Origin of the sequence: Mesorhizobium sp. M0808 (genome assembly GCF_040320025.1) — a bacterium.
In the GTDB taxonomy this organism is placed as follows: domain Bacteria; phylum Pseudomonadota; class Alphaproteobacteria; order Rhizobiales; family Rhizobiaceae; genus Mesorhizobium.
This window is the reverse complement of sequence record NZ_JAMYOX010000002.1, coordinates 158836-182661: the sequence shown is the minus strand read 5'-3', so window position 1 is coordinate 182661 and position 23826 is coordinate 158836. Positions and strand designations below refer to the sequence as shown.

The window sequence follows — 23826 nt, the reverse complement described above, 5'->3', positions numbered from 1 at the left end:
ACTCGCTGAAATTTCAGGGCAGCTACGATGCAACTCAGTCTCGACCAGGCGACAGGGCTGTGCCGGATGGCCGCACTTGGCGCTGGCGCCAACGAAGAGGCGGCGCAGTCGCTGGCTGCCTCGATCGTCGCGGCCGAGGCGGAAGGACTGTCGACCGTTGGGCTGTCGCACTTCATCGATTATCTCGAAGCGCTGGAAGCCGGCCGCATCGACGGCAACGCCGATCCGGTGATCACCAGGCCGGCGCTCGCGGTCTATCTCTCCGATGCGCGCGGCGGACTGGCGCATACCGGTTTCGACCGCACGATCGATGAACTCGCCAAGGCGGCGCGGCTGTTCGGCGTCGCGATTTTTTCGCAGAAGAATGCCTATACGTGCGGCGCGCTCGGCTATTTCACCGGAAGGCTGGCCGCGCAGGGATTGGTGTCGTTCGCCGCCACCAACGGCCCGGCCGTGCTTGCCGGCTCGGGCTCGGTCAAGCCGGTCTACTGCACCAACCCGATGTCCTTTGCGGCACCCGCCGCGGACGGGGCGGCGCTGGTCATCGACCAATCGTCGAGCGCCACCGCCTTCGTCAACATCCGCAAGGCGGCCGAGGACGGCAAGAAGATACCCGAAGGCTGGGCACTGGATGCGAGCGGCAATCCGACCACGGACCCGGCAGCTGCAATGAAGGGCGCCATGCTTGCCTTCGGCGGCCAGCGCGGCGCCAACATCGCGCTGATGGTCGAGGTGCTGGCTGCGGGCCTGTCGGGCGCCAACTGGTCGCTCGATGCGCCATGGTTCAGCGGCGGGCCGGACAGTCCGGGGACCGGCCTGTTCGTGCTTGCCGTCGAGCCCAAGCTGCTCGATCCGGACTTCGAAAAGCGGATGAAGGATCAACTCGACCGGCTGCGGCGGCGCTATGGCGTGCATGTGCCGGGGCGTGCCCGGGCCGAGGCCGCGGAGAAGGCGGCGGCGCGCGGCATAAGCGCGCCGAAAGCCGTGGTGCAGCGCATTTCCGAATTCGCCGCCCGCTATTCGTCCTGAAGAAATTCGTTTGTCCGATGAGCGGCTGACGAGGCCGGCCGATCCGGCAGCGCGAGCCTACTTCCCGCAATGATGATCGTTGATGGCGTTCACCGCATTCGCGTCCGGTCCTACCCTGTTGTAGGAGCAGGGTTCGGCGGCCGTCGTGAACAGGTGGTTGTCATAGTAGCGCGGGCCACCGAACAGAATGTCGATGATGTCGCCGTTGGCGGGAACGTAGCGTTCGGGTTGAGCTTGGTGGTGATGCCGGTTTGCCGCGAATGCCGAGGCACCAATGCTGCAGCCTGTTGCGAAAGCCAGAGCGAAGATCGCAACGCGTTTTGTCGTCATCGGCAATATCCTCCATTCGGAATCAAATCATACATCTAAAATCGCCGACCGAACAAAGGTTCCTGTTCCTAATGGAGTTGCCGTAAAGCCGGGCCTCGGCGGCGTTTTCTGCCATTTCGAACGGATCCGGAAAATCATGCTTCAACACTGCCGGGCGACCGATGGTCGCCCTTTGCCTTTGGCGCGAAACCGACTATGAAACGGCTTCAATCAAGCCATCTGGATAGCCCGCCGGAGCCAGCCATGACCGAAATCCTTCAGACCCCAAAGCTCGTCGTCGTTTTCGGCGGCTCCGGCTTTGTCGGTCGTCATGTCGTGCGGGCGCTGGCCAAGCGCGGCTACCGCATCCGGGTTGCCTGCCGCCGGCCCGATCTCGCCGGTCATTTGCAACCGCTTGGCAATGTCGGGCAGATCCAGCCGGTGCAGGCCAATGTCCGGGTGCGCTGGTCGATCGACCGCGCCGTGCAAGGCGCCGACCATGTCGTCAATCTGGTTGCGATCGCGCATGAGGCCGGCCGGCAGAAATTTACTGCCGTCCACGAGTTCGGCGCGCGCGCTATTGCCGAAGCGGCGCGCGCCGTCGGCGCCGGCCTCACCCACATCTCGGCTCTGGGAGCGGACCTCCACGCGCAATCGGACTATGCGCGTACCAAGGCGCTCGGCGAAAAGGCCGTTCTTGAGACGGTCCAAGACGCCGTGATCTTGCGGCCATCGATCAATTTCGGGCCGGAGGACGGTTTCTTCAACCGCTTTGCCAACATGGCTCGCTTTTCCCCAGTGCTGCCGCTGATCGGCGGCGGGCAGACGAAATTCCAGCCGGTCTATGTCGGCGACGTCGCCGAAGCGGTGGCGCACTCGGTCGACGGCAAGGTCCAGGGCGGCCGGATCTATGAACTCGGCGGGCCGCAGGTGCTTACCTTCAAGGAATGCATGCAAGAGCTGCTTGTCATCATCGAACGCAAGCGGTTTTTGCTGCCCGTTCCATGGTGGCTGGCGAACCTCCAGGCATCAATTCTCGGACTGCTGCCCAATCCGTTGTTGACCAAGGACCAGGTCCTGCTGTTGCGCCAGCACAATGTGGTGTCGGATGCCGCCGTCAAGGACAACAGGACGCTCGCCGGCCTCGGTATCCAGCCGCGGTCGATCGGAACCATCCTGCCCAGCTATCTCTGGCGCTACCGCGCCGCCGGCCAGTTCCAACGCAAGTCCGCCGCATAACACGAACGGACGTCGGGTTGCCTACGCCGCGCGCCTGGTAACCTGCATAGGCAGCCCGCCTTGCGGCTGCGTCGTCAGCTTCTGCACCGGCCAGGGGCGGGTTTGCGCGGTGGTATCGAAACGATAGCGCGACAGCATGATCGCCAACGCGATGATTGCCTCCTGCATGGCAAAGCTGGCGCCGATGCAGACGCGAGGCCCGGCGCCGAACGGCAAATACTGGAAACGGTCGATCTTCTCGCGGTTTCCCGGATGGAAGCGTTCCGGCATGAAGGCGTCGGGCCTGTCCCACAGCTTGCGATGGCGGTGGACGACCCACGGCATCACCAGCACCGCGGCACGTCGCGGTATGTAGAGGCCGTTCCAGGTTTCGGGCTCGATCGGTTCGCGGTTGATCGATGGCGCCGGCGGATAGAGCCTGAGCGCCTCTTCGAAGGCGGCACGGGTGAGCGGCATAGCGTCGAGCCATTTCGTCGGGTCGGGCTCACGCGCCAGCACGGCATCGATCTCGTGCTCGATCTTTTCGCGCTCCCACGGCGCTTCGGCAAGGCAGTAGAGCGTCCAGCCGAGCGCCCTGGCCGTAGTCTCGTGGCCGGCGCCGATAAAGGTGATGATGTTGTCCTCGACCTCGGCCCGGGTCAGCCCGCCCGGTCCCTCCGCTTTCAACAGCAGCGTGAGAAAATCCTGCGGCACCGTGTCCGGATCACGCTTCAACCGCGCCTCGCGCATCTGCACCGTGTCGGTGACGATCTTGCGGAAGTAGGCCATGGTCTTGCGGCCGCGGATGCGGGTCAGACGCGGCAGCCAATCGGGTGCCCGCAACAGATCGAGCGGATCGACCCGACCCATGGTCTCGAACAGGCGGTCGATCTCCTTGGCAAAGCTGCCCGGCTCGCCTGAAATCTCACCGGAAAACAGCGTCTCGGCCAGGATGTCAAAGGTAAGCAGCGTCATGTCGTGAGCGATGTCGAACGTGCCGCCGCCCTCGTAGCGCGTGACGAACTCCCGCGTGCGCCTCAGCATCGGCTCGGCAAAACCGAAGATATGGCGCGGCGTGAACACCGGCGCCATGGCCTTGCGTGAACGCCTCCACACCTCGCCCTCGGCGGTCAGCAAGCCGTCGCGCAGGATCGGCCGCAGGATCAGCTGGCGAACCGTCGCCATCTTGTAGTTCTTGGCGTTATCGACCAGCACGTGGCGAATGAGACCGGGGTCGTTGGCGATGACCAGCGGCCCGCCGATGCCGGTCACCGAAATCCAGGGCTCGTTGTAGGTCGGCTCGCCCCACAGTTCGAGCGGATTGCGGTAGACGATGCGGATCATCTCCAGCGTCGAGGGCGGCGCGGTGCGCGGCTTCGGCGCCGGCGGGACGAAGGGGACGGGCTGACTGTCCATGACTTGCTCCGCTGACACCTCAATGTAGTGGCGGGCAAGGCAGGCGTCCATGTGAGCGGACGACAAGGTGATGCATCCGCTCTCTGGAATGTGACCCGGGCACCGGAAAGTGCCTGCTTGCTGTGTCCGGCTGCGTGTCTTAGGTGGCAGCACCACAGATGTCAGAACCGGCGGGAGCCTGCCTTGAAGCACCAGTTGAACGTCATCATCGGCAGCACGCGGCCGGGCCGCGCCGGACCCGCTTTCGCAAAGTGGCTGGAGAGCTTTGCGCGCGAGCATGGCAAATTCGAGCCGGTGCTCACTGACATCGCCGCATTCAACCTGCCGGTGCTGGACGAGCCGCATCATCCGAGACTCGGCAAATACGAAAACAGCCACACGAAAGCCTGGTCGAAAGCAATCGACGCCGCCGACGCATTCGTCTTCGTGGCGCCGGAGTACAATTATTTCACCGCTCCCGCGATCGTCAACGCGGTCGACTACCTGCTCAGGGAATGGCGATACAAGCCGGCCGCCATCCTCAGCTACGGCGGTGTCTCCGGCGGCTTACGAGCGGCGCAGGCGGTCAAACCGTTGCTGACCGCCGTCGGTGTCATGCCGATTCCGGAAGGCGTGGCGCTGCCGATGTACCAGAAGCTGCTCGACGAGACCGGCGCCTTCCTGCCCAGCGAGCAGGTGCTCGGCGGGGCCAGGACCATGCTGGACGAGCTGTTCCGCTGGAGCGAAGCGCTGAAGCCGATGCGGGTTGGCTGACAACGCGAACGGCCCGGCTTGCCGATGCCGTAACTTGCTCATGCCATAAAGAGATGGAATGCTCCGGCAAATGACCGGGCCGGGGCGGTTCGATTTGCGTTTTCTGTTTGCCTTGCTGCTGATCCTCTCGACGGCCTCCGCTGCAATGGCGGAGCGGCGCGCTGCGCTGGTCATCGCCGAGAACGACTACCGGCTGATCCGGCCGCTCGCCAATCCCGTCAATGACGGCGAGATCATGGAAACGGTGCTGAGGAAGCTCGGTTTCGAGGTCTTCCTCGAAACCAACCGTGACCTGCGGCGCATGCGCCGGGCGCTTGACGATTTCCGCGAGGATGCCAAAGGCGCCGACGTGGCGCTGGTGTTCTTCTCCGGCCACGGCGTCGAGATAGCCGGCGAGAATCGGCTCCTGCCGGTCGATGCAGACGCGTCGTCGCTCGCTACGCTGGAAAGGACCAGCCTGCCGCTGGAGGAGATCCGCGCGACCGTCGCCGCCACCAGCAAGGTCGGACTGATCGTGCTCGATGCCTGCCGCAGCGATCCGTTTGCGGCTACGGGCGGCGAAGGCCGCGGCGCAACGGCGCTGGTAAAAGAGGTCAGCGACAAGGTCCGGCCGGGTCTTGGCCGCATCGGGCGGGCAGAAAACATCCTGTTTGCCTTCTCGGCGGCGCCCGGCGAGACCGCCGCGGATGGGACGGACCAGAATTCGCCGTTTACCGCGGCGCTGACGAATACCTCGGCACCGAAGGTCTCGAGATCCGCTCCGTGCTGACGCTCGTGCAGCAGGAGGTTTACGACCTCTCGCGCGGCAAGCAATTGCCCTATGTCGAGAGCGGCCTGCCGCAGCTGTTCTTTGCCGCCTCGGCCAAGGAGAAATTGCCGGAACGCGAACGCCTGTTGCTGGCCATGGCCGAGGTGACGCCCGCGATGCGCGGCGAAGTGGAGAAGATCGCCAGCGACGCCGACATGCCGCTGGCACCGCTCTATGGCGCGTTGATCAGTTCCGATGCCGGCCACCTCTCCGCGGACAGTCTGAACGCCAGGCTGCGTGAGGCAGCCGACGCCTTCGTCAAGGTGCGGAGCGAAATGCAGACGCTTGGATCCGACGATCTCAGAGTGTCGGCGTTGCGCCGGCAGGCCGAAGAGCAGCTTTCGCTGGGAGCGTTCGATGCGGCGCGGAAAAAGCTCGCCGAGGCAGCCGAGATCGACAGTGTCTCTCGCAACGCTTTGAAGGCCAATTTCGTCAGCCGCACGCTCTCCGAGGCCGCAACGCGCTATTTGTCCGGCGGGGCCGCGCGCGCCGACCTCGACTACGCCACAGCCATCAGGGACTATGAGTCCGTGCTGGCGCTTTATGGCGAAGCCGGACAGGTGGTGCTGTCGCTCGACGACGCCGACCGCTTGATCCGCACGCTGGACGAGCTCGGCAAGCTCTATACCACGGTCGGCAATATCGATGCGGCTGGCCGTGCCTTCGAGGCGCTGCAAGCCGATCTCGAGCGGCGGTCGCATCATGAAACCGATCCCAACGTGAAGCGCGACTTCGCCGTCAGCCACGTCAAGCTGGGCAACGTGCGGATGGCGCAAGGCAATCTGCCGTCAGCGCTGCAGAATTATGAGACCGCCAAGACCATTCTGCAGGGCCTGACCGAGGCAGAACCGGACAATCTGGAGTGGTTCGGCGACCTCGCCATGGCCGACGACAAGATCGGCAACGTATTGGCGACGCAAGGCGATCTGGCCGGCGCCGCAGAGGTCTACCAGGAAAGCCTGTCGATCAAGAAGCAGCTCGCCGCCGGAGAGCCCGACCGTGCCGAACTGCAGCGCGACCTGACCATCACCTACGATGAGATCGGTCACCTTGCCCATATCGCAGGCCAACTGGACAACGCACAGGCCGCCTATGAAGAGAGCCTGAAGGTGCGGCTGGCGTTGGCGGCGGCCAACCCGGGAGACGCCGACCGGCAGCGTGACGTCTCGGTCAGCCACGATACGATAGGCGACCTGCTGCGCGAACGCGGCGACGCCGCCGGGGCGCTGGCGGCCTACAAGGAAGGTCTGGCGATCGTCAAGCAACTGGCGAAACGCGATCCGGACGACACCGAGTTGAAGCGCGACCTGTCGGTCGGCAACGCCAAGATCGGCAATGCGCTGAGCGACCAGCAGAATTGGCCGGCGGCACTTTCGGCTTATCGTGAGGCACTTTCGCAGGCCAGCGCGCTCGCCGCCGGCGACCCGAACAACACCGAATGGCAGCGCGACCTGTCCGTGTGCATCGAGAAAGTCGCCGGCGTCCTGGCGATACAGGGCGACCACAAAGGCGCGCTGAAAGCCTATCTGGACAGCTACGCGATTGCGCAGAGGCTGGCCAAGCTCGATCCCGCCAATTCCGACTGGCAGCGGGACTTGTCGATAACGCTGTCCGAAGTCGCCACGCTGCGCCTCAGGCAGCGCGACGTCAGGGGCGCCCGGCAAGCCCTTCAGGACAGCCTGGCCATTCGCGAGAAACTTGCCCGGTCCGATCCGGACAACGCCACCTGGCAGCGCGACCTGGTGGTCGCCTATATCGACTACGCCCAAGTCGCAAAGGACCCGAAGGCTGTGCTTTCCAAGGCGCTCGACATGACGCTCGAGCTCGACCGGAGCGGGCGGTTGGCACCGCGCCACAAGGTCATGATCAAGTTTTTACGTGAGCGGCTGGCCAGGATCGAAGCCAGGCGCCGGTAGCCGGCTCACGCGATGGTCATTCCGTTCCGAAATGCCTGCAAACCTTGGAAAAACCGCCTTTTGCGCCTATATCTACGACATTAGAAATGCGCGATTCGAAGCCGATTTTTCGCGCTCTGCACACGGCATCAATCAGACAGGTTTTCATGAGCGACCAGACCGACATCGCCAACGGCGTTGAAGCCGAATACGGCGCCGATTCCATCAAGGTTTTGAAGGGCTTGGATGCCGTTCGCAAGCGGCCCGGCATGTATATCGGCGATACCGACGACGGCTCGGGCCTGCACCACATGGTCTATGAAGTCGTCGACAACGCCATCGACGAAGCACTGGCCGGCCATGCCGACCTGGTGACGGTGACGCTCAATCCGGACGGATCGGTGACGGTCATCGACAATGGCCGCGGCATTCCGACCGATATCCACACCGGCGAAGGCATTTCAGCGGCCGAAGTGATCATGACGCAGCTGCATGCCGGCGGCAAGTTCGACCAGAACTCCTACAAGGTCTCAGGCGGCCTGCACGGCGTCGGCGTGTCAGTCGTCAACGCCCTGTCGGCCTGGCTGAAACTGAAGATCCGCCGCAACGGCCAGATCTACGAGATGAGCTTCACGCATGGCAATGCCGACGCGCCGCTGCGCATCACCGGCAGTTATGAACAAGACAAGGTCCCCGGCACCTATGAAGGCCGCAGCGGCAGCGAAATCACGTTTTTGCCGTCGTCCGAGACCTTCACCATGGTCGAATTCGACTACGGTACGCTGGAGCATCGGCTGCGCGAACTCGCCTTCCTGAATTCCGGCGTGCGCATCGTTTTGACCGATGCCCGCCATGCCGACATCATGCGCCATGAACTGCATTACGATGGCGGGCTGGAAGAGTTCGTCCGATATCTCGACCGGACGAAGAAGCCGTTGCTCGACAAGCCGATCTCGATCCGCGCCGAGCGCGACGGCATCACGGTCGAAGTCGCCATGTGGTGGAACGACAGCTACCACGAGAACGTGCTGGCCTTCACCAATAATATCCCGCAACGCGACGGCGGCACGCATCTGGCAGGCTTTCGCGGTGCGCTGACACGCCAGATAACCGGCTATGGCGACTCTTCGGGCCTGACCAAGAAGGAAAAGGTGGCGCTGATCGGCGACGATTGCCGTGAAGGGCTGACGGCGGTGCTGTCGGTCAAGGTTCCCGACCCGAAATTCTCCTCGCAGACCAAGGACAAGCTGGTGTCGTCCGAGGTCCGCCCGGTGGTCGAAGGGCTTGTCAACGAAGCGCTCGGCACCTGGCTCGAGGAGCACCCGACCGAGGGCAAGGCGGTCATCGAGAAGGTCATCCAGGCCGCTGCCGCGCGCGAAGCCGCGCGCAAGGCACGCGACATCACCCGCAAGAGTTCGCTCGGCGTTACCTCGCTGCCCGGCAAGCTGGCCGATTGCCAGGAGCGCGATCCGGCGAAATCCGAGATCTTTATCGTCGAGGGCGACAGCGCCGGCGGCTCGGCCAAGGGCGGCCGCTCGCGCCAGAACCAGGCCATTCTTCCGCTGCGCGGCAAGATCCTCAATGTCGAGCGCGCCCGCTTCGACCGCATGCTCGGCTCCGACATGATCGGCACGCTGATCACCGCGCTCGGCACCTCGATCGGCAAGGACGAGTTCAACGCCGACAAGCTGCGCTACCACAAGATCATCCTGATGACCGACGCCGATGTCGACGGCGCCCACATCCGCACCTTGCTGCTGACCTTCTTCTTCCGCCAGATGCCGGAACTGATCGAACGCGGTCATCTCTACATCGCGCAGCCGCCGCTCTACAAGGTGACGCGCGGGAAGAGCTCGCAATACATCAAGGACGAAGCCGCCTTCGAGGAATTCCTGATCGGCTCCGGGCTGGAAGAAGCGTCGCTTGCGCTCAGCACAGGCGAGGTGCGGGCCGGGCAGGACCTGCGCAGTGCCATCGACGACGCCTTGGCTGTCCGCCAGCTCATCAACGGATTGCACACGCGCTATAACAGAGGCGTGGTCGAGCAGGCAGCGATTGCCGGCGCGCTCAACCCGGAGATCTTCACCGACCTCCGCCGCGCCAATGAGACGGCCGAGCGTGTTGCCCGCCGTCTCGACATTATCGCCGAGGATACCGAGCGCGGCTGGATCGGCCGCATGTCGACCTCGAACGAGGGCATCGGCGGCTATGTCTTCGAGCGAACGGTGCGCAGCGTCAAGGAGTTCGCGCATCTCGACCTGGCGCTGATCAATTCCGCCGACGCACGCCAGCTCGACCGCTATGCGCCGCGCCTGGCGGAAATCTATGGCGAGCCGCCGGTGCTGCGCCGCAAGGATGTCTCGGAAACCATTTCGGGGCCACTGGCACTGCTCAATGCCGTGTTTGCCACCGGCCGCAAGGGCCTGACCATGCAGCGCTACAAGGGCCTTGGCGAAATGAACGCCGAGCAGCTCTGGGAAACGACGCTTGACCCGAATGTGCGCTCGCTCTTACAGGTCAAGGTCAATGACGCAACGGATGCGGACAGCTTGTTTTCGCGGCTGATGGGCGACGAGGTCGAGCCAAGGCGCGAATTCATCCAGGAAAACGCGCTGTCGGTCGCCAATCTGGACATCTGAGCCAAGGCCGAGATGCCCAGCCGCTAGGCATGAAGTTGCATTGGTGCGCATTGACGCACCAATACGCCTGCTGCATCGCAAACAAGATCACTGAGGATCGCCCGGAACGGAAAGTCTTTTAAGGCATTGTAGTTGATCACAATCGCCGCAGGAGGCATCCATGGGACGTGGCATTTTGCTCTGGCTTCTCGGAGTCCCGATTCCGATTATTATTCTGATCATGCTGTTTGCACGGTAGGAGGCTTCCATGCCGTCCACCCTAACGACTGTCGACGTTTCCGCACCGACGGAATCCGCTTCCCCCGCTGTCAGCTGGGGGCCAATCGTCGCCGGCGCCTTTGCTGCGTCGACGCTTACCTTCATCTTGATGCTGCTCGGCTCCGGGCTTGGGCTGAGCATGGTGTCGCCATGGTCCGGCTCGGGTGCGTCAGTCACCACTTTCGCCGTTTCCACCGCCGTCTGGCTGATCGTCGTGCAGTGGCTGTCGTCGGCCCTGGGCGGCTACCTCGCCGGACGCCTGCGCACCAAATGGGTCGGCATCCACACCGATGAAGTCTTCTTCCGCGATACCGCTCACGGCTTCCTGGCCTGGGCGCTGGCGACGCTGCTCGTCGCCGGCGTGCTCGGCACGGCGCTTTCGGCCGCGATAGGTACCGGTGTCCAGGCTGCTTCGACTGTGGCATCGGGCGTGGCAATGGGCGCTTCGGCGGGTGCTGCTGCGAACGCGAGTGGCGCCTCGCCTGACAACGCCACGTCTTATTTCGTCGATACGCTGTTCCGCCCGGCCGATCCGGCAAGGCTCGCTGCCGCCAATCCGGAGAGCGACGCTGCGGCAACCGCGCAGGCATCCCGCATTCTGATCGCGAGTGCCGCAGCAGGCGAAATATCGGCCGACGACAAGACCTATCTGTCGCGGCTGGTGGCCGCCCGCACAGGCCTGTCCGAAGCGGATGCCACCGCTCGCGTCGATGCGGTAATCGCCAGAGCGCAGGACGCCAAGGTCAAGGCCCAGCAGGCGGCCGACACCGCCAGAAAGGCAGGCGCCACCTTCTCGCTGATTGGCGCGCTGTCGCTGGTCGTCGGGGCCTTCATTGCCAGCGCGGCTGCAGCACTTGGCGGCAGGCAGCGCGACGACGAGGAAGCGATTTTCCTGACCAATCGTTGATCGGTGACTAAGCGAACTCGGTCCGCTTCGGGAAGATTACGCCCGAAGGGGACCTTGCTTTGAACTGCCGCCGCGGCATGTCGTGCGCTGCTCGCCGCCTACAGCTCAGCTTCCAGTTTGCGGCCGAGATCGACCGCATCGCGCAGCACGGCAAGGTGCGAGCGCGGCTGTACGCCGGCCGGCGCGTTGACCTCGACGCCGCTCGCCGTCAGCGACCAGTAGAGGCTGTGCGTGAAGACGCGGCCGCCCGAGCCGCGCAGCTCGACCTGGATGTTTTCCACGCCGGGACCAAAATTTTCCGTCATCCGCCCTGAAATCGGGTCGCCGGTCAGCCAGCCATTGCCCCTGTCGAAAATATTGGTCCAGCGCGTCGCGGCAAACACCGCGCCATGATGCACCGCCCGCTGCGGCTTGCCGGAATGGCTGCGCCCTTCCTGGTAGAGCATGGTCCCGCCCGCCGCCCTGTCGGCGATCGGCGGGCATGCCGAAAACAGGCGCTCGGCGATGCCGCGCCTGAATTCGGCGAGGTTGTAGGTCACCAGAAACTCGCTGTGGGTCAGCGGACTGCCGAGCGTGACGAAATCGCTGATCTTCCACGGCAGCGGATGATCGGCGTCGCCGACGCGAAGCTGCCGGTAGAGCTCCCATTGGCTGTGCCGGAATGCGGGGAGGTCATCGAGGCTGTCGGGCCAAGCGGAAGCATCGGCGTCCAGCGTCGCCTTGTCGACGGCGTGGATCGCCTTCAGCCTCGCTTTGTCGCGAATGGCTTCCAACTTTCTAGGCCTGAAATCGGCCCACAATATCTGCAACAGATCATAGGCGATGATCGACCCGAGGCTGTGCGAGACCAGCACGATGCGGTCATAGGCATCGTCCATCATGAGACGCTTCAGCAGCTTGAGGCCACGCTCGCGGACCAGCGCCCGCTTCTCGACCGTTGCCGCTTCGGCCCGCACATAGGCGGCGACGTCGCCGAAATAAGGCAAGCCAAACTGGTCCACCGACCAGATGACGAACGACGCCAGAACCGTGACAAGCACACCGGTCGTCCAGGAGATGTAGCCTTGCCAGGTCGACGTTGCGAGCGCCAGCGCCGCGCCGAGGACGACGATGGTGGCCAAAAGCGTGACGACATAGAGTTTGAGCACATCGCGCGGAATATCGGCCGGCTTGCGCCAGAGCAGGGTCGTCACCCAGGCAGCAAGGCGGCTTCGGGTCGTGCCCTGGGTGATGTCGGCCCAGTAAAGCTCGTAGAAATCGGTGCGGCGGCCATCGACATCATAGGGCGTGGTGATCCGGCGGAGTTCGTGCGAATTGGTCCGGCTGTCGGGCGTGATCCAGCTCTGGTTGATCTTCGTACCCATCGGGTCGGCCGGATCGGGGACATGGGCATAGAACGGTGCACGGGCCGGATCGTGGCTCCATACGGCCTGGACAAACTCCCTCAACGTGTCCATGGGCCGCTGCTCGCCCATGCCGTGCACGACCACTACCGCCTGGCTGCGCTTGCGTGGCGCCTTCTCTGCTGCGGTCAGATCGGCAGCCGGCGATGCAGTAGAACCAGGGTCGGGCACCAGCACCTCCACGATGACGCCGTTAGCAAGACGACGGGTCGGCATCGTAGCTTCAGAACCGGTAACAGCCAAGAAAGAGCCCGGCGCGGAGCCGGGCTGTATTCGACGATCGGCAGTGAGTTGGCAGCGACGCCGTTTCAGTGATCCATCGCTTTGACGATCTCCTCGGTCATCTTCTTGGCGTCGCCGAGCAGCATCATGGTGCCGTCCTTGTAGAACAGCGTGTTGTCGATGCCGGCATAGCCGGAGCCGAGCGAGCGCTTGACGAACAGGCAGGTGCGCGCCTTGTCGACGTCGAGGATTGGCATGCCGTATATAGGTGAGGACTTGTCGTCACGAGCCGAGGGATTGGTGACGTCATTGGCCCCGATGACATAGGCGACGTCGGCCTGCGCGAACTCAGAGTTGACGTCCTCCAGCTCGAACACTTCGTCATAAGGCACGTTGGCTTCGGCCAAGAGCACGTTCATGTGGCCGGGCATGCGGCCGGCAACCGGGTGGATGGCGTATTTGACGTCGACGCCGTTGGCCTTGAGCTTGTCGGCCATCTCGCGCAGCGCGTGCTGCGCCTGGGCGACGGCCATGCCGTAGCCCGGCACGATGATGACCTTTTGCGCATTCATCATCAGATAGGCGGCATCCTCGGCCGAGCCCTGCTTGACCGTGCGCTCGATGCCGTCGTTGGCAATGGCTGATGTCTCGCCGCCGAAGCCGCCGAGGATGACCGAGATGAAGCTCCGGTTCATGCCTTTGCACATGATGTAAGACAGGATGGCGCCCGACGAGCCGACCAGCGCGCCGGTGATGATCAGCGCCAGATTGCCGAGCGTGAAACCGAGTGCGGCGGCGGCCCAGCCGGAATAGGAATTCAGCATCGACACGACCACCGGCATATCGGCGCCACCGATCGGGATGATGAGAAGCACACCCAGCACCAGCGAGGCGGCAACGATCAGCCAGAACACCACCTTGGACTCGGCGGTGACGAGCAGCACGATCAGCACGATCAGCGCAATGCCCAGGGCCGCGTTGATGAAGTGGCGGCCACCGATCATGATCGGCTTGCCCGACATGCGGCCGTCGAGCTTCAAAAAGGCGATGACCGAGCCGGTGAAGGTGATGGCACCTATGGCAACGCCGAGGCTCATCTCGATCAGTGCCTGGGCATGAATATCGGCGACGGTGCCGATGCCGAAGCTTTCCGGTGCATAGATGGCGGCCGCCGCCACCATGACCGCGGCAAGACCGACCAGCGAGTGGAAGGCGGCGACCAGCTGCGGCATCGAGGTCATGGCAATACGCCGTGCCGTGACCGCACCGGCCGAGCCGCCTACCAGCAGCCCGAGCACTATGAGGCCGAAGCGCCCGGCCGAAGGGGTCGCCAGCGCCAGCGTCGTGGCGATGGCGATGCCCATGCCGATCATGCCGTACATGTTGCCCTGGCGGCTGGTGGTCGGATGCGACAGGCCGCGCAATGCCAGGATGAACAGGATGCCGGAGACCAGATAGAGAAAGGAGGCGAAGTTGGCGTTCATAGCGGCCTACTTTTCCTTCTTCTTGTACATGGCCAGCATGCGCTGGGTGACGAGAAAGCCGCCGAAGATGTTGACCGATACCAGCATCAGCGCAACGAAGCCGAAGCCGGTGGCAAGCCCTGAGGCCGAGATGCCGACGGCCAGCAGCGCGCCGACGACGATGACGGAGGAAATGGCGTTGGTGACCGCCATCAGCGGCGTGTGCAGTGCCGGCGTGACGGACCACACGACGTAGTAGCCGACGAAGATCGCCAGGACAAAGATGGCGAAGCGAAAGACGAACGGATCGATGGCACCGCCGGACAGCGCGTGAGCGGCGTCACCCGCCGCCTCGGTCCCGGGCGCGGCCGCCAGGTTCTGCACCGCAAGCCGCACGGCAGCTGTCGCTTGGTCGAGCTGGTCGAGGGCTTTCTGCAGAGTCTGATCCATCACGCGATCCCTCCGGTGGTCTTGGGCTTCCTCGCCGCCGTTTTCTTCGCAGCCGGCTTCGCCGAAGCCTCGGCAACCATCGTCCTGGCCGGAATGGCCGGTGGTTCGACATATTGGCCCTTTGGCGGCTCCTGCTCAGCCTTTGCGAAAGCCGGATGCACGATCTTGCCAGCATCGGTCAGCATCGTCGCCTTGACCAGTTCGTCGTCGTGGTTGATGGCAAGCGTCTTCGCCGCCTTGTCGACCAGCGTCTCGAGGAAGGCATAGAGGTTCCTGGCATAGAGAAGCGAAGCGGAGGCGGCGACGCGACCGGGAACGTTGAGATGGCCGACGATCTTTACTCCGTTGGCCGTGGTCACCACCTTGCCGGCTTCGGCGCCCTCGACATTGCCGCCGCGCTCGACCGCAAGGTCGACGATCACCGAGCCCGGCTTCATCGAGGCGACCATTGCCGCCGAGACCAGCTTCGGCGCCGGACGGCCGGGGATCAGCGCCGTGGTGATGACGATGTCCTGCTTGGCGATGTGCTCGGCGGTCAACGCCGCCTGCTTGGCCTGGTACCCCTTCGACATTTCCTTGGCGTAACCGCCGGCCGTCTCGGCCGCCTTGAACTCCTCGTCCTCGACGGCCAGGAATTTTGCGCCGAGCGAGGCGACCTGCTCCTTGGCGGCCGGGCGCACGTCGGTGGCGGTGACCACGGCGCCGAGGCGGCGCGCGGTGGCGATGGCCTGCAGACCGGCGACGCCGACGCCCATGACGAACGCCTTCGCTGCCGGTACGGTGCCGGCCGCCGTCATCATCATCGGTAACGCCCGGTCATATTCGGCAGCCGCGTCGATCACCGCCTGATAGCCGGCGAGGTTGGCCTGGCTGGATAGAACGTCCATCGACTGGGCGCGGGTGATGCGCGGCATGAACTCCATGGAGAAGGCAGTAACACCGGCCTTGGCAAGGGCAGCGACGGCAGCGTCGTTGCCGTAAGGATCCATGATCGCGATGATAGCGGCGCCGGACTTGTAGCCCTTCAGCTCGGCGTCCATGGGCCGGCGCACCTTCAGCACGACATCGGCCTTGGCAGCATCGCCGACCTTGCCGATCGCGGCGCCCACCCGGGCGAACTCCTCGTCGGGAATGCGCGACGCTGTGCCGGCGCCGGTTTCGACAATCACGTCGAAACCCAGTGCCGCCAGCCGCTTCACCGTGTCGGGGGAGGCCCCGACGCGCGGCTCGTTTGCGTCGAGCTCACGAGGGATGAAAACCGTCTGTCCCACCGCATGATCCTTTCGGCCGGAACCCTGTTACCGCAAGACACCGACCGACCCCGGCGGCGCCTTCGACAAAGGTTGGAGGAGTTATCGGAGAATAAAGGCGCCGATGGCCAGGATCAGCACGAACAGGATAGTCCCCGAGAAGAAGCCGCCCACAAAGAAGCCGAACGCCATGGCAAGAAGCACGGCGGCGCAAAATAGCGACCCATATTTGGCCAGCATCACAAAGCCGGCATAGGTGCGGTCGTGCTCGGCATAGTCCATCTTCGCGCCTAGTTCGACAGGACCGGTCGGCGTGTGTTCAGCCATTGGAATACCCCTTCGAAGACATCTTTCAGGCACATAGCGAAAAGCCGCGTTAAGGGCAATGGCGCTATTGCCGCATCGCCGCAGCCAACAATCTCAAGCAAAACTTGAAATCGCTGCGCGAAGCGCGGCGATACCAATCACAATGGATGGCAGGTCCGCTATTGCCGATGTCGTTAGCCGGCGAGATGCGGGAACAGACCGAGCAGGCCGACAACGATCAGATAAAGGGCGACGATATAATTGAGCAGCCGCGGCATCACCAGGATCAGCACGCCTGCAATCAGCGAGATAAGCGGGGTAAGGGCGAGCGTGGAAATGGTCATATCGGTTCCTTTGATCGGATCGCTATCGAAGCGATGCTTGGCGGATGCCGGCCATGCCGACCTACCACCAGCACCCTTGCCCAGAACGCCGAAGCGACCGGAAGGCTCCATGGGCTCGTTCAGGCGGCTTCGCGAAAATACTTGGCGGTGGGCAGGATGGTCAGCGGGGCGAGTTCGCCGGCACCGGGCGTATCGAACAACATGCGCTGCTCCATTGGCGTCGAACGGAAGAACGGAAAGCGAGCGTAGGTTTCATTCTTGATCGCCAGGACATCGGCTTGATAAAGCAGCGCGAAACAGTTGATCACGCCGGCATAGGGCCGCGCATCGCCAATCGGTCGCGCCCGATAGATGCGCTTGTAGAAAGCCGCATGGTCCTCGCGGATCATGGATATGCAATAAGGCGCGCCGAAATGGAAGCAAGCCATGCCCGCAAGGCGCAGCGTCACATACGGGATCTGCGGGTAAAGCCGTGACCATTCGGCGTCCACGGCAAAACGGCTCGGGTCGATAAAGACTTCGCCGGCCGCCAGACGCGGCATCAACAAGTCCTTGTAGACGCTGAGCGCTGGTGATGTGGCGTTATCAGCAGACACGTTATGCAGGCGCATTGTGCTGACCAGCCGCCCCTCGATGTAGATTCCGAACGTATGGCAATTGGGCAGTTCGTCAAACTCGTCATGGACCTGACGGGACGCATTCTCGGGCACCAGATCGTTCATCCGATAGGAATTGTAGCGCAGCCTGTAAATGCTTTCGAAGTCCTCGCCGCTTTCACATCGTCGGTACTCCGTCCGGTCAAGCAGCGCATAAACATGTTGCGCGAAGCTGGACATGGTCTCGGACGCATCTTTCCCACCAGCGCCCGCCGCATGGCCGAGCGAACTCAACTGGGCACACATGAACTCTATTCCCCGCGATTACCGCCACCAGCCGACACTACGGACGGGTCATGAGATGTAAAGATGAAAATAAGTAGGAGCTCGTTTACCGCTCGTTAAGGTTAATAATTAATAAAATTATACTAAAATACGCGGTTTTTCAGCGCGAAGTCAGCGCCGCGGCGCCTTCCTTGCCGTCTGGATGTCCTTGGCGAAGGGCCAGACGGTGCTCGACATCGTCTCGATGCCGGACGCGCTGAGTGCCGACCCGAACAGAAAGCCCTGGACCAGGTCCGGCTTGACCTGCAATGCCAGGATCTTGAGCTGTTCGAAGGTCTCGACACCTTCGACGGTAACCGAAAGTCCCAGCGGCCGTGACAGGTTGACGATGCCCTTGAGCAATTCGAGCGACCGGCTGTTCTGAGTGACATCCATCAGGAACGAGCGGTCGATCTTGATTTTGTCGAGCGGCAGTTTGTGGAGATAGCTGAGGCTCGAATACCCGGTACCGAAATCGTCGAGCGCAATGCGCACGCCGAGCCGCTTCAACTCCTCGATATATTGGCGTGTCAGCGACTTGTCGTCGAGCAGCGCCGTCTCGGTGACCTCGATCTCCAGACGTCCGGCGGAGAGACCGGATTCAGCCAGTGCGTCGCGAACCTTCTGGATGACATCACGGTTGCGGAAATCCTTGGCCGAGAGATTGACCGACACGCTGGTCTGGGCCGGCCATTTGGCGCATTCCGTGCAGGCCGCATGCAGGACGAAGGTGCTGATGTCGGAAATAATCCCCATTTCCTCCGCCAGCGGAATAAAGATACCGGGGGAAATCGGCCCGAGATCGGGATGATCCCAGCGGCACAGCGCTTCGCAACTGGCGATACGCATCGTGCTCATCGCCACGATCGGCTGATAGACCACCCGCAATTCGTTGTTTTCCACGGCGCTGCGCAGGTCCGCCTTCATCAGCTGACGGCTGCGGAAGGCAGCATCCATGGAGGCCTCGAACAGCCGCCAACCGTTCTTGCCAAGCTCCTTGGCCTTGTAGAGTGCAAGGTCGGCTTTGACGATCATGGCGTCAACGTCGGTATCCTTGACCCGCGACAGCACCGCGCCGCCGGAGGCCTGGATGCGTAATCCGTGGCCGGCGACATCGACCTCGCCCTGTAGATTGACAAAGATCTCATCAACCTGGCCGGTCAGGTGGCTTTCATCCTCGATGCGCTCGAAGAAGATCATGAACTCGTCGCCGCCGAAGCGGCTGACGGTGATCCCTGGCCCAGCGACTGCCGCCAGCCGCTCGGCAACGGCGTAGATCAATCCGTCGCCGACCGGATGGCCGAGCGTGTCGTTGACGCTCTTGAAATCATCGAGATCGAGCACCACCAGCCCGCAGAGACGCTCGGGATCCCCTGAGGCCATGGCTTCCACCACCAACTCGTGGAAGTAGGCGCGGTTGGGCAGGCCGGTGAGACTGTCGTAGCGCGCCATGAAGCGGATCTTGTCTTCCGCCTCGACCCGGGCGGTCACATCCTCGAAAGTGACGACGCCCAGTTCCTGGCTGCCTTCGCGCGCCGAAAATTCATAGTGCTGGCCGTTGGTGAGCGAGACCAGGACCTTGCGGTCGCGGCCCTCGCGCAACGCACGCGTCAGCTGGGCTTCGATGTAACGGCAATCTTTCGGCGCCAGCATGCCGCCTGCAGCGCCGCGCATCAGCAGACCGTGGATCGAGCGGCCTAGCAGCGCATCGGCCGATTTGAGCGACATCAGGTGCGCGGCTTCGGCATTGGCCACCGCCACCCGGCCGTCGGGACCAAGCATGACAAGGCCATGCGACATGGTGTTGAGCGCGCGGTTGAAACGCTGCGCGATGCGGTTCGCCTTCTTTTCCTCCGACAGGGCGGTAAACAGGACTTCGCGGACGATGTCGGCGAACCGCTTGATCGCAAACAGAAAAGGGGCCGACATCAGACCGAGGATGATGTGGTAGATATCGCCGCGCAGGATAAAGCCAAGCGATATGGGCCATGTGGTGGTTATGATAAAAATCATAACCATGCGCGGCGACCCATAATTGCGGCCGGCAATCGACGTGACCGATGCCAGAGTGACGCAGACAGAGGCTATTTCGGCATAGTTGTCGTGGCTGTCATTTGCCAGATAGATACTGACGAAACAGAACGCGCCAAGCATGAAACCATGCATCGAACCGAAAATTATGTAATCGTTTTCGCGATCATGGGCTTCTTCCCACGTCGTCGGGGAAGGAAGTCGCCCGTATTTTCGGATGTTGCGAAGGCGCAGAGTACCGACAATGATGAGCCCAGCGGCAACTAGAAGATACGCCAAGTCCATGGTCTTCCAATAGACCAGAATGACGAGGAGTGTCTGCGCAACAAGGCCGATCGACAGCGTGAACCCGTCGCGAAACAGCGTTTCCACGAACGGAATGTAAACGTCGACCGGAATCTCGTTTTTTCGTCTCAGATTCACGCCTGGATCCCAACCCTGGGGAACCCAGCAGTGTCACATTGGCCTTAAGAAAGGTTTAGAGCAGCGGTTCGGGCTCTATTGGCGTCCATTGGTGACGCAGCGGAAGCAGGGAAACTACAGTTCAGGTAAACAAGGAGTATCACAGCGCTGAATTATTCGGCGGCTTGAAGTTGCGGCCGCAGCGGCGCCGTCGAGAGGCGGTCGAGCAGACGCTGGCGTTCGCCGGCGGCTTTTTCGGCACTGGCCTGCTTGACGTGGCCAAAGCCGCGGATGAGCGCCGGTACCGAAACAAGCGCGGCAGCAACCTCGATCTTGCCCGGCGCCAGCGCGCCGGCGACAAGCTCCAGGTCGGCTTCATAGAGGGCAAGAAGCTGCCGCTCCATACGCCTCTCGGCGCTGTAGCCGAACAGGTCGAAAGCGGTACCGCGCAGCCCCTTCATCGCCGCCAGCAGGCGGAACCCGTTCATCATCCACGGGCCAAAGCTCGATTTCTTCGGCTTGCCGTCACTGCCGCGCCTGCCCATGATCGGCGGTGCGAGATGGAATTCAAGCTTGCCGTAGCTCTGGAACTGCTTTGCGAGCTCTGCGGCAAAGGAGCCGTCCGTATAAAGCCGCGCCACCTCGTATTCGTCCTTGATCGCCATCAGCTTGAACAGGTTCTTTGCGGCAGCCTCGGTCACCACGGTCGAACCGCGCACAGCATTGGTTTCGGCCTTGCGCAGCGCCGCCAGTCTGTCGGCATAGCGCTTGCCATAGGCGGCGTTCTGATAGGCGGTCAGGAAGGCGACGCGGCGAGCAATTATATCGTCCAGCGTCTCGGCAATGGCGGCATGCTGCGTGGCCTTGCCCGGCTGGGCGAGAAGGCTGCGCACGAAATCCGGCTGGTGGGCGGCGCGGCGGCCCCAGCGAAATGCCGCGATATTCATCGCTACCGCCTCGCCGTTGAGCTCGATCGCCTTTTCGACCGCCTCCGCCGACAGCGGCAAGCCGCCATGCTGGAAGGCGAATCCGAGCATGAACATGTTGGCACCAAGCGAGCTGCCGAACAGCGCGGTGGCGGTGCGGGTGGCGTCGAAGACATGCGTCCTGTCGTCGCCCGCGGCCGTTCTTATCGCTTTCTTCAGCCGCTCGACGGGCAGCGAGAAATCGGCCGAACGGGCGAACTCGCCCGGCATGATCTCGGCAGTGTTGGCGAGGAAGATGGTATGGCCTTCGCGCACCGCGGCCAACACCTTCTTGGCACCCGAAACGACGAGATCGCAGCCGAGCACGAGATCGGCCTTGCCGGCCGATACCCGAATGGCGTGGATGTCGTCCGGCGTGCGGGCGATGCGGACATGGGTGAACACCGAGCCGCCCTTCTGGGCGAGGCCGGCCATGTCGATCATGCCGCAGCCCTTGCCTTCCAAGTGCGCGGCCATGCCGAGCACCGCGCCTATTGTGACGACGCCGGTGCCGCCGACACCGTCGATGATCGCCGCCCAGCCTTGTTCACCGAGCGTAAATTGCGCCGGCGCCGGCACCCCCGCGAGCGGGTCGGCCGCGCCGGCTATGCCTTCGGCTTTCCTGATTTTGGCGCCGTGGACGGTGACGAAGGAGGGGCAGAAACCGTTGACGCACGAGAAGTCCTTGTTGCAACTCGACTGGTCGATCTTGCGCTTGCGGCCGAATTCGGTCTCGACCGGCTGGATCGAGACGCAATTCGACTGCACGCCGCAATCGCCGCAGCCTTCGCAGACCAGCTCGTTGATGAAGATACGCTTGTCGGGATCGGGGAAGGTGCCGCGCTTGCGGCGGCGACGCTTCTCGGCGGCGCAGGTCTGGTCGTAGAGCAGCACCGAGACGCCTTTGACCGAACGCAACTCGCGCTGGACGAGATCGAGGTCGTCGCGGTGATGGATGGTGGCGCCGGCGGGAAATTCCACCTTGCCGGTATATTTGTCCGGCTCGTCGGTGACGATGGCGATGCGCTCCACGCCCTCGGCGCGCACCTGCCTTGCGATCATGTCCACCGTCAGGCCGCCCTCGTGCGGTTGCCCGCCGGTCATCGCGACGGCGTCATTGTAGAGGATCTTGTAGGTGATGTTGGCGTCGGTCGACAGCGCGAAGCGGATCGCCAGCACACCCGAGTGGTTGTAAGTGCCATCGCCCAGATTCTGGAAGATGTGCTCGCGCTTCGAGAACGGCGCCTGGCCGACCCACTGCGCGCCCTCGCCGCCCATGGCGGTGAAGCCGACGGTGTTGCGGTCCATCCACAGCGCCATGAAATGACAGCCGATTCCGGCGGCGGCGAGCGAGCCGTCCGGCACCTTGGTCGAGGAATTGTGTGGGCAGCCGGAGCAGAAGAAGGGCGTGCGCGAGGCGATGTCTGACGTGTCGGCCAGCATCGCCTGGAACTGGCGCAACTTCGCCACCCGCGCGGCGATTTCTTCCGACGGGCCGATCGTTCGCAAAATCCTCTCGCCGAGCGCGATGGCAATATCGTTGGGGTCGAGCGCGCCCTTGGCCGGGAACAGCCAGTCGCCGCGCTCGTCCTTCTTGCCGACGATGATCGGCTGCGTCGCGGTGCCGTAAAGGTTCTCGCGCAGTTGCACCTCGATCAGCGAGCGTTTCTCCTCGACGACGACGATGGTATCGAGGCCGCGAGCAAAGTCGGCGATGTGCTGCAGGTCGAGCGGCCACGGGCAGCCGACCTTGAACAGCCTGATACCGATGCGACTGGCGGCCGCTTCGTCGATGCCGATATCCTCCAGCGCCTGGCGAACATCGAGATAACTCTTGCCGATGGTGACGATGCCAAGCTTGGCGCTGCTGCCGCCCGAATAGACGATCCGGTTCAGCCCATTGGCGTGGATGAAGGCCGAAGCGGCGGCGCGCTTGTGTTCATGCAGCCGCTCCTCCTGGCCGAGCATGTCGATCTCGTTACGGATATTGAGGCCGCCGGGCGGCATGTCGAAGTCCGGCACGATGATGTTCAGCCGTTCGAGCGCGGCATCGACCGAGGCCGTCGATTCGATGTTGTCCTTGACGCATTTGATCGCCGCCCAGGTGCCGGCAAAACGCGACATGGCAAAGCCGTAGAGGCCGTAGTCGATGATCTCCTGGACGCCGGCCGGATTAAGGATCGGCACCATGGTGTCGACGAACAGGAACTCGGTGGCATGCGCGTTGGTCGAGGATTCGGCCATGTGGTCGTCACCCATCAGGGCCAGCACGCCGCCATGTTTCGACGACCCGGCGAGATTGGCGTGGCGGAACACGTCGCCGGAGCGGTCGACGCCCGGACCCTTGCCGTACCAGACCGAAAAAACGCCGTCATGGGTACCCTCGCCCAGCAATTCGGCCTGCTGCGAGCCCCAGCAGGCGGTGGCGGCGAGCTCCTCGTTGAGACCGGGCTGGAAGACGATGTCCGACTGCGCGAGCTGGTTCCTGGCCTTCCACAGCTGCATGTCGAGGCCGCCGAGCGGCGAGCCGCGATAGCCGGAGACGAAACCGGCGGTGTTCAGGCCAGCCCGGCGGTCGCGCTCGCGCTGCATCAGAAGCATGCGGATGACTGCCTGGGCACCCGACAGGAAGATGCGCTCCTTTGCCAGGTCGAACTTGTCGTCGAGCGCGACATTGTGCAGCGTCATCAGGCATTTCCTGTGCGGAGGCCGCGCCTGGTGGTGCGCGGCCAACGTCGGAGTCGAGTGCCCACAGTCTTTCTTCCCTTGCCGGGGAGGTCAAACAAAATCGAAGGTGCCAGGCGGTCCGCAACAAACGATCCGTGCGCGGCCGTGTGG

At 63.2% G+C, this 23826-nt stretch carries 18 protein-coding genes; 7 read left to right on the top strand and 11 right to left on the bottom strand.

The genetic code is table 11. The features are described from left to right. Positions 1 to 27: 27 nt before the first annotated feature. Entirely contained in the window at positions 28 to 1029 is a 1002-nt protein-coding gene (locus tag NKI25_RS03940) for an Ldh family oxidoreductase (RefSeq protein ID WP_352540382.1), read from the top strand. Between the two features lie 57 nt (positions 1030 to 1086). Here NKI25_RS03940 and NKI25_RS03935 read toward each other — a convergent pair whose 3' ends face one another. After that, entirely contained in the window at positions 1087 to 1359 is a 273-nt protein-coding gene (locus NKI25_RS03935) for a hypothetical protein (protein WP_352578579.1), read from the bottom strand. 243 nt (positions 1360 to 1602) lie between these two features. Between NKI25_RS03935 and NKI25_RS03930 the strand changes: the two genes are divergently transcribed. Further along, a complete protein-coding gene (locus tag NKI25_RS03930) occupies positions 1603 to 2577 on the top strand; it encodes a complex I NDUFA9 subunit family protein (RefSeq protein WP_352701641.1) in 975 nt (324 codons plus the stop codon). 21 nt (positions 2578 to 2598) lie between these two features. Here NKI25_RS03930 and NKI25_RS03925 read toward each other — a convergent pair whose 3' ends face one another. Next, a complete protein-coding gene (locus NKI25_RS03925) occupies positions 2599 to 3972 on the bottom strand; it encodes a cytochrome P450 (protein ID WP_352454722.1) in 1374 nt (457 codons plus the stop codon). Positions 3973 to 4155: 183 nt separating this feature from the next. Between NKI25_RS03925 and NKI25_RS03920 the strand changes: the two genes are divergently transcribed. From NKI25_RS03920 to NKI25_RS03900, 5 genes are all read left to right on the top strand, one after another. Next, complete coding sequence (locus NKI25_RS03920; protein WP_352454723.1) at positions 4156 to 4725, top strand: NADPH-dependent FMN reductase; 570 nt, start codon at positions 4156 to 4158, stop codon at positions 4723 to 4725. A gap of 58 nt (positions 4726 to 4783) precedes the next feature. Beyond that, a complete protein-coding gene (locus NKI25_RS03915) occupies positions 4784 to 5494 on the top strand; it encodes a caspase family protein (RefSeq protein ID WP_352998200.1) in 711 nt (236 codons plus the stop codon). Further along, complete coding sequence (locus tag NKI25_RS03910; RefSeq protein WP_352998199.1) at positions 5488 to 7449, top strand: tetratricopeptide repeat protein; 1962 nt, start codon at positions 5488 to 5490, stop codon at positions 7447 to 7449. The genes NKI25_RS03915 and NKI25_RS03910 overlap by 7 nt, the downstream gene beginning before the upstream one ends. A gap of 146 nt (positions 7450 to 7595) precedes the next feature. Beyond that, positions 7596 to 10067, top strand: coding sequence for a DNA topoisomerase (ATP-hydrolyzing) subunit B (gene gyrB, locus NKI25_RS03905; RefSeq protein WP_352578576.1), 2472 nt, complete (start codon positions 7596 to 7598; stop codon positions 10065 to 10067). Between the two features lie 247 nt (positions 10068 to 10314). After that, entirely contained in the window at positions 10315 to 11232 is a 918-nt protein-coding gene (locus NKI25_RS03900) for a hypothetical protein (protein WP_352701644.1), read from the top strand. A 98-nt stretch (positions 11233 to 11330) separates the two neighbouring features. Here NKI25_RS03900 and NKI25_RS03895 read toward each other — a convergent pair whose 3' ends face one another. The 9 genes from NKI25_RS03895 to NKI25_RS03855 all read right to left on the bottom strand — a co-directional run bounded on the left by NKI25_RS03895 (position 11331) and on the right by NKI25_RS03855 (position 23676). Next, a complete protein-coding gene (locus tag NKI25_RS03895; protein ID WP_352998198.1) occupies positions 11331 to 12851 on the bottom strand; it encodes a hypothetical protein in 1521 nt (506 codons plus the stop codon). A 92-nt stretch (positions 12852 to 12943) separates the two neighbouring features. Continuing rightward, positions 12944 to 14341 (bottom strand): NAD(P)(+) transhydrogenase (Re/Si-specific) subunit beta, encoded by a 1398-nt coding sequence (locus NKI25_RS03890; protein ID WP_352828006.1) that lies wholly within the window; start codon positions 14339 to 14341, stop codon positions 12944 to 12946. Positions 14342 to 14347: 6 nt separating this feature from the next. Next, the gene (locus tag NKI25_RS03885; protein ID WP_036238371.1) at positions 14348 to 14770 is read right to left on the bottom strand and encodes an NAD(P) transhydrogenase subunit alpha part 2; all 423 of its coding nucleotides are present in this window, start codon (positions 14768 to 14770) and stop codon (positions 14348 to 14350) included. Then, positions 14770 to 16041, bottom strand: a complete 1272-nt coding sequence (locus NKI25_RS03880) for a Re/Si-specific NAD(P)(+) transhydrogenase subunit alpha (RefSeq protein ID WP_352998197.1) — start codon at positions 16039 to 16041, stop codon at positions 14770 to 14772. Before NKI25_RS03880 ends, NKI25_RS03885 begins: the two co-directional genes overlap by 1 nt. A gap of 81 nt (positions 16042 to 16122) precedes the next feature. Next, positions 16123 to 16347 (bottom strand): aa3-type cytochrome c oxidase subunit IV, encoded by a 225-nt coding sequence (locus NKI25_RS03875; protein WP_023676259.1) that lies wholly within the window; start codon positions 16345 to 16347, stop codon positions 16123 to 16125. Positions 16348 to 16520: 173 nt separating this feature from the next. Further along, positions 16521 to 16670: a DUF3096 domain-containing protein gene (locus NKI25_RS03870; RefSeq protein WP_013528205.1), complete on the bottom strand. Its 150-nt coding sequence runs from the start codon at positions 16668 to 16670 to the stop codon at positions 16521 to 16523. Between the two features lie 119 nt (positions 16671 to 16789). After that, positions 16790 to 17572 carry an N-acyl amino acid synthase FeeM domain-containing protein gene (locus tag NKI25_RS03865; RefSeq protein WP_023676258.1) on the bottom strand — a complete coding sequence of 261 codons (783 nt, stop codon included), beginning with the start codon at positions 17570 to 17572 and terminating at the stop codon, positions 16790 to 16792. Positions 17573 to 17722: 150 nt separating this feature from the next. After that, positions 17723 to 20044, bottom strand: coding sequence for a putative bifunctional diguanylate cyclase/phosphodiesterase (locus tag NKI25_RS03860; RefSeq protein WP_352452207.1), 2322 nt, complete (start codon positions 20042 to 20044; stop codon positions 17723 to 17725). Positions 20045 to 20196: 152 nt separating this feature from the next. Next, on the bottom strand, positions 20197 to 23676 hold the full coding sequence (locus NKI25_RS03855; protein WP_352590995.1) for an indolepyruvate ferredoxin oxidoreductase family protein: 3480 nt from the start codon (positions 23674 to 23676) through the stop codon (positions 20197 to 20199). Between the last annotated feature and the right edge of the window lie 150 nt (positions 23677 to 23826).

What these genes read in the sequence shown, in the direction of transcription:
- NKI25_RS03940 (WP_352540382.1), top strand. Translation starts at nt 28, where the DNA reads ATGCAACTCAGTCTCGACCAGGCGACAGGGCTGTGCCGGATGGCCGCA.
- NKI25_RS03935 (WP_352578579.1), bottom strand. Translation starts at nt 1,359, where the DNA reads ATGACGACAAAACGCGTTGCGATCTTCGCTCTGGCTTTCGCAACAGGC.
- NKI25_RS03930 (WP_352701641.1), top strand. Translation starts at nt 1,603, where the DNA reads ATGACCGAAATCCTTCAGACCCCAAAGCTCGTCGTCGTTTTCGGCGGC.
- NKI25_RS03925 (WP_352454722.1), bottom strand. Translation starts at nt 3,972, where the DNA reads ATGGACAGTCAGCCCGTCCCCTTCGTCCCGCCGGCGCCGAAGCCGCGC.
- NKI25_RS03915 (WP_352998200.1), top strand. Translation starts at nt 4,784, where the DNA reads ATGCTCCGGCAAATGACCGGGCCGGGGCGGTTCGATTTGCGTTTTCTG.
- gyrB (WP_352578576.1), top strand. Translation starts at nt 7,596, where the DNA reads ATGAGCGACCAGACCGACATCGCCAACGGCGTTGAAGCCGAATACGGC.
- NKI25_RS03900 (WP_352701644.1), top strand. Translation starts at nt 10,315, where the DNA reads ATGCCGTCCACCCTAACGACTGTCGACGTTTCCGCACCGACGGAATCC.
- NKI25_RS03895 (WP_352998198.1), bottom strand. Translation starts at nt 12,851, where the DNA reads ATGCCGACCCGTCGTCTTGCTAACGGCGTCATCGTGGAGGTGCTGGTG.
- NKI25_RS03890 (WP_352828006.1), bottom strand. Translation starts at nt 14,341, where the DNA reads ATGAACGCCAACTTCGCCTCCTTTCTCTATCTGGTCTCCGGCATCCTG.
- NKI25_RS03885 (WP_036238371.1), bottom strand. Translation starts at nt 14,770, where the DNA reads ATGGATCAGACTCTGCAGAAAGCCCTCGACCAGCTCGACCAAGCGACA.
- NKI25_RS03875 (WP_023676259.1), bottom strand. Translation starts at nt 16,347, where the DNA reads ATGGCTGAACACACGCCGACCGGTCCTGTCGAACTAGGCGCGAAGATG.
- NKI25_RS03870 (WP_013528205.1), bottom strand. Translation starts at nt 16,670, where the DNA reads ATGACCATTTCCACGCTCGCCCTTACCCCGCTTATCTCGCTGATTGCA.
- NKI25_RS03865 (WP_023676258.1), bottom strand. Translation starts at nt 17,572, where the DNA reads ATGTGTGCCCAGTTGAGTTCGCTCGGCCATGCGGCGGGCGCTGGTGGG.
- NKI25_RS03855 (WP_352590995.1), bottom strand. Translation starts at nt 23,676, where the DNA reads ATGACGCTGCACAATGTCGCGCTCGACGACAAGTTCGACCTGGCAAAG.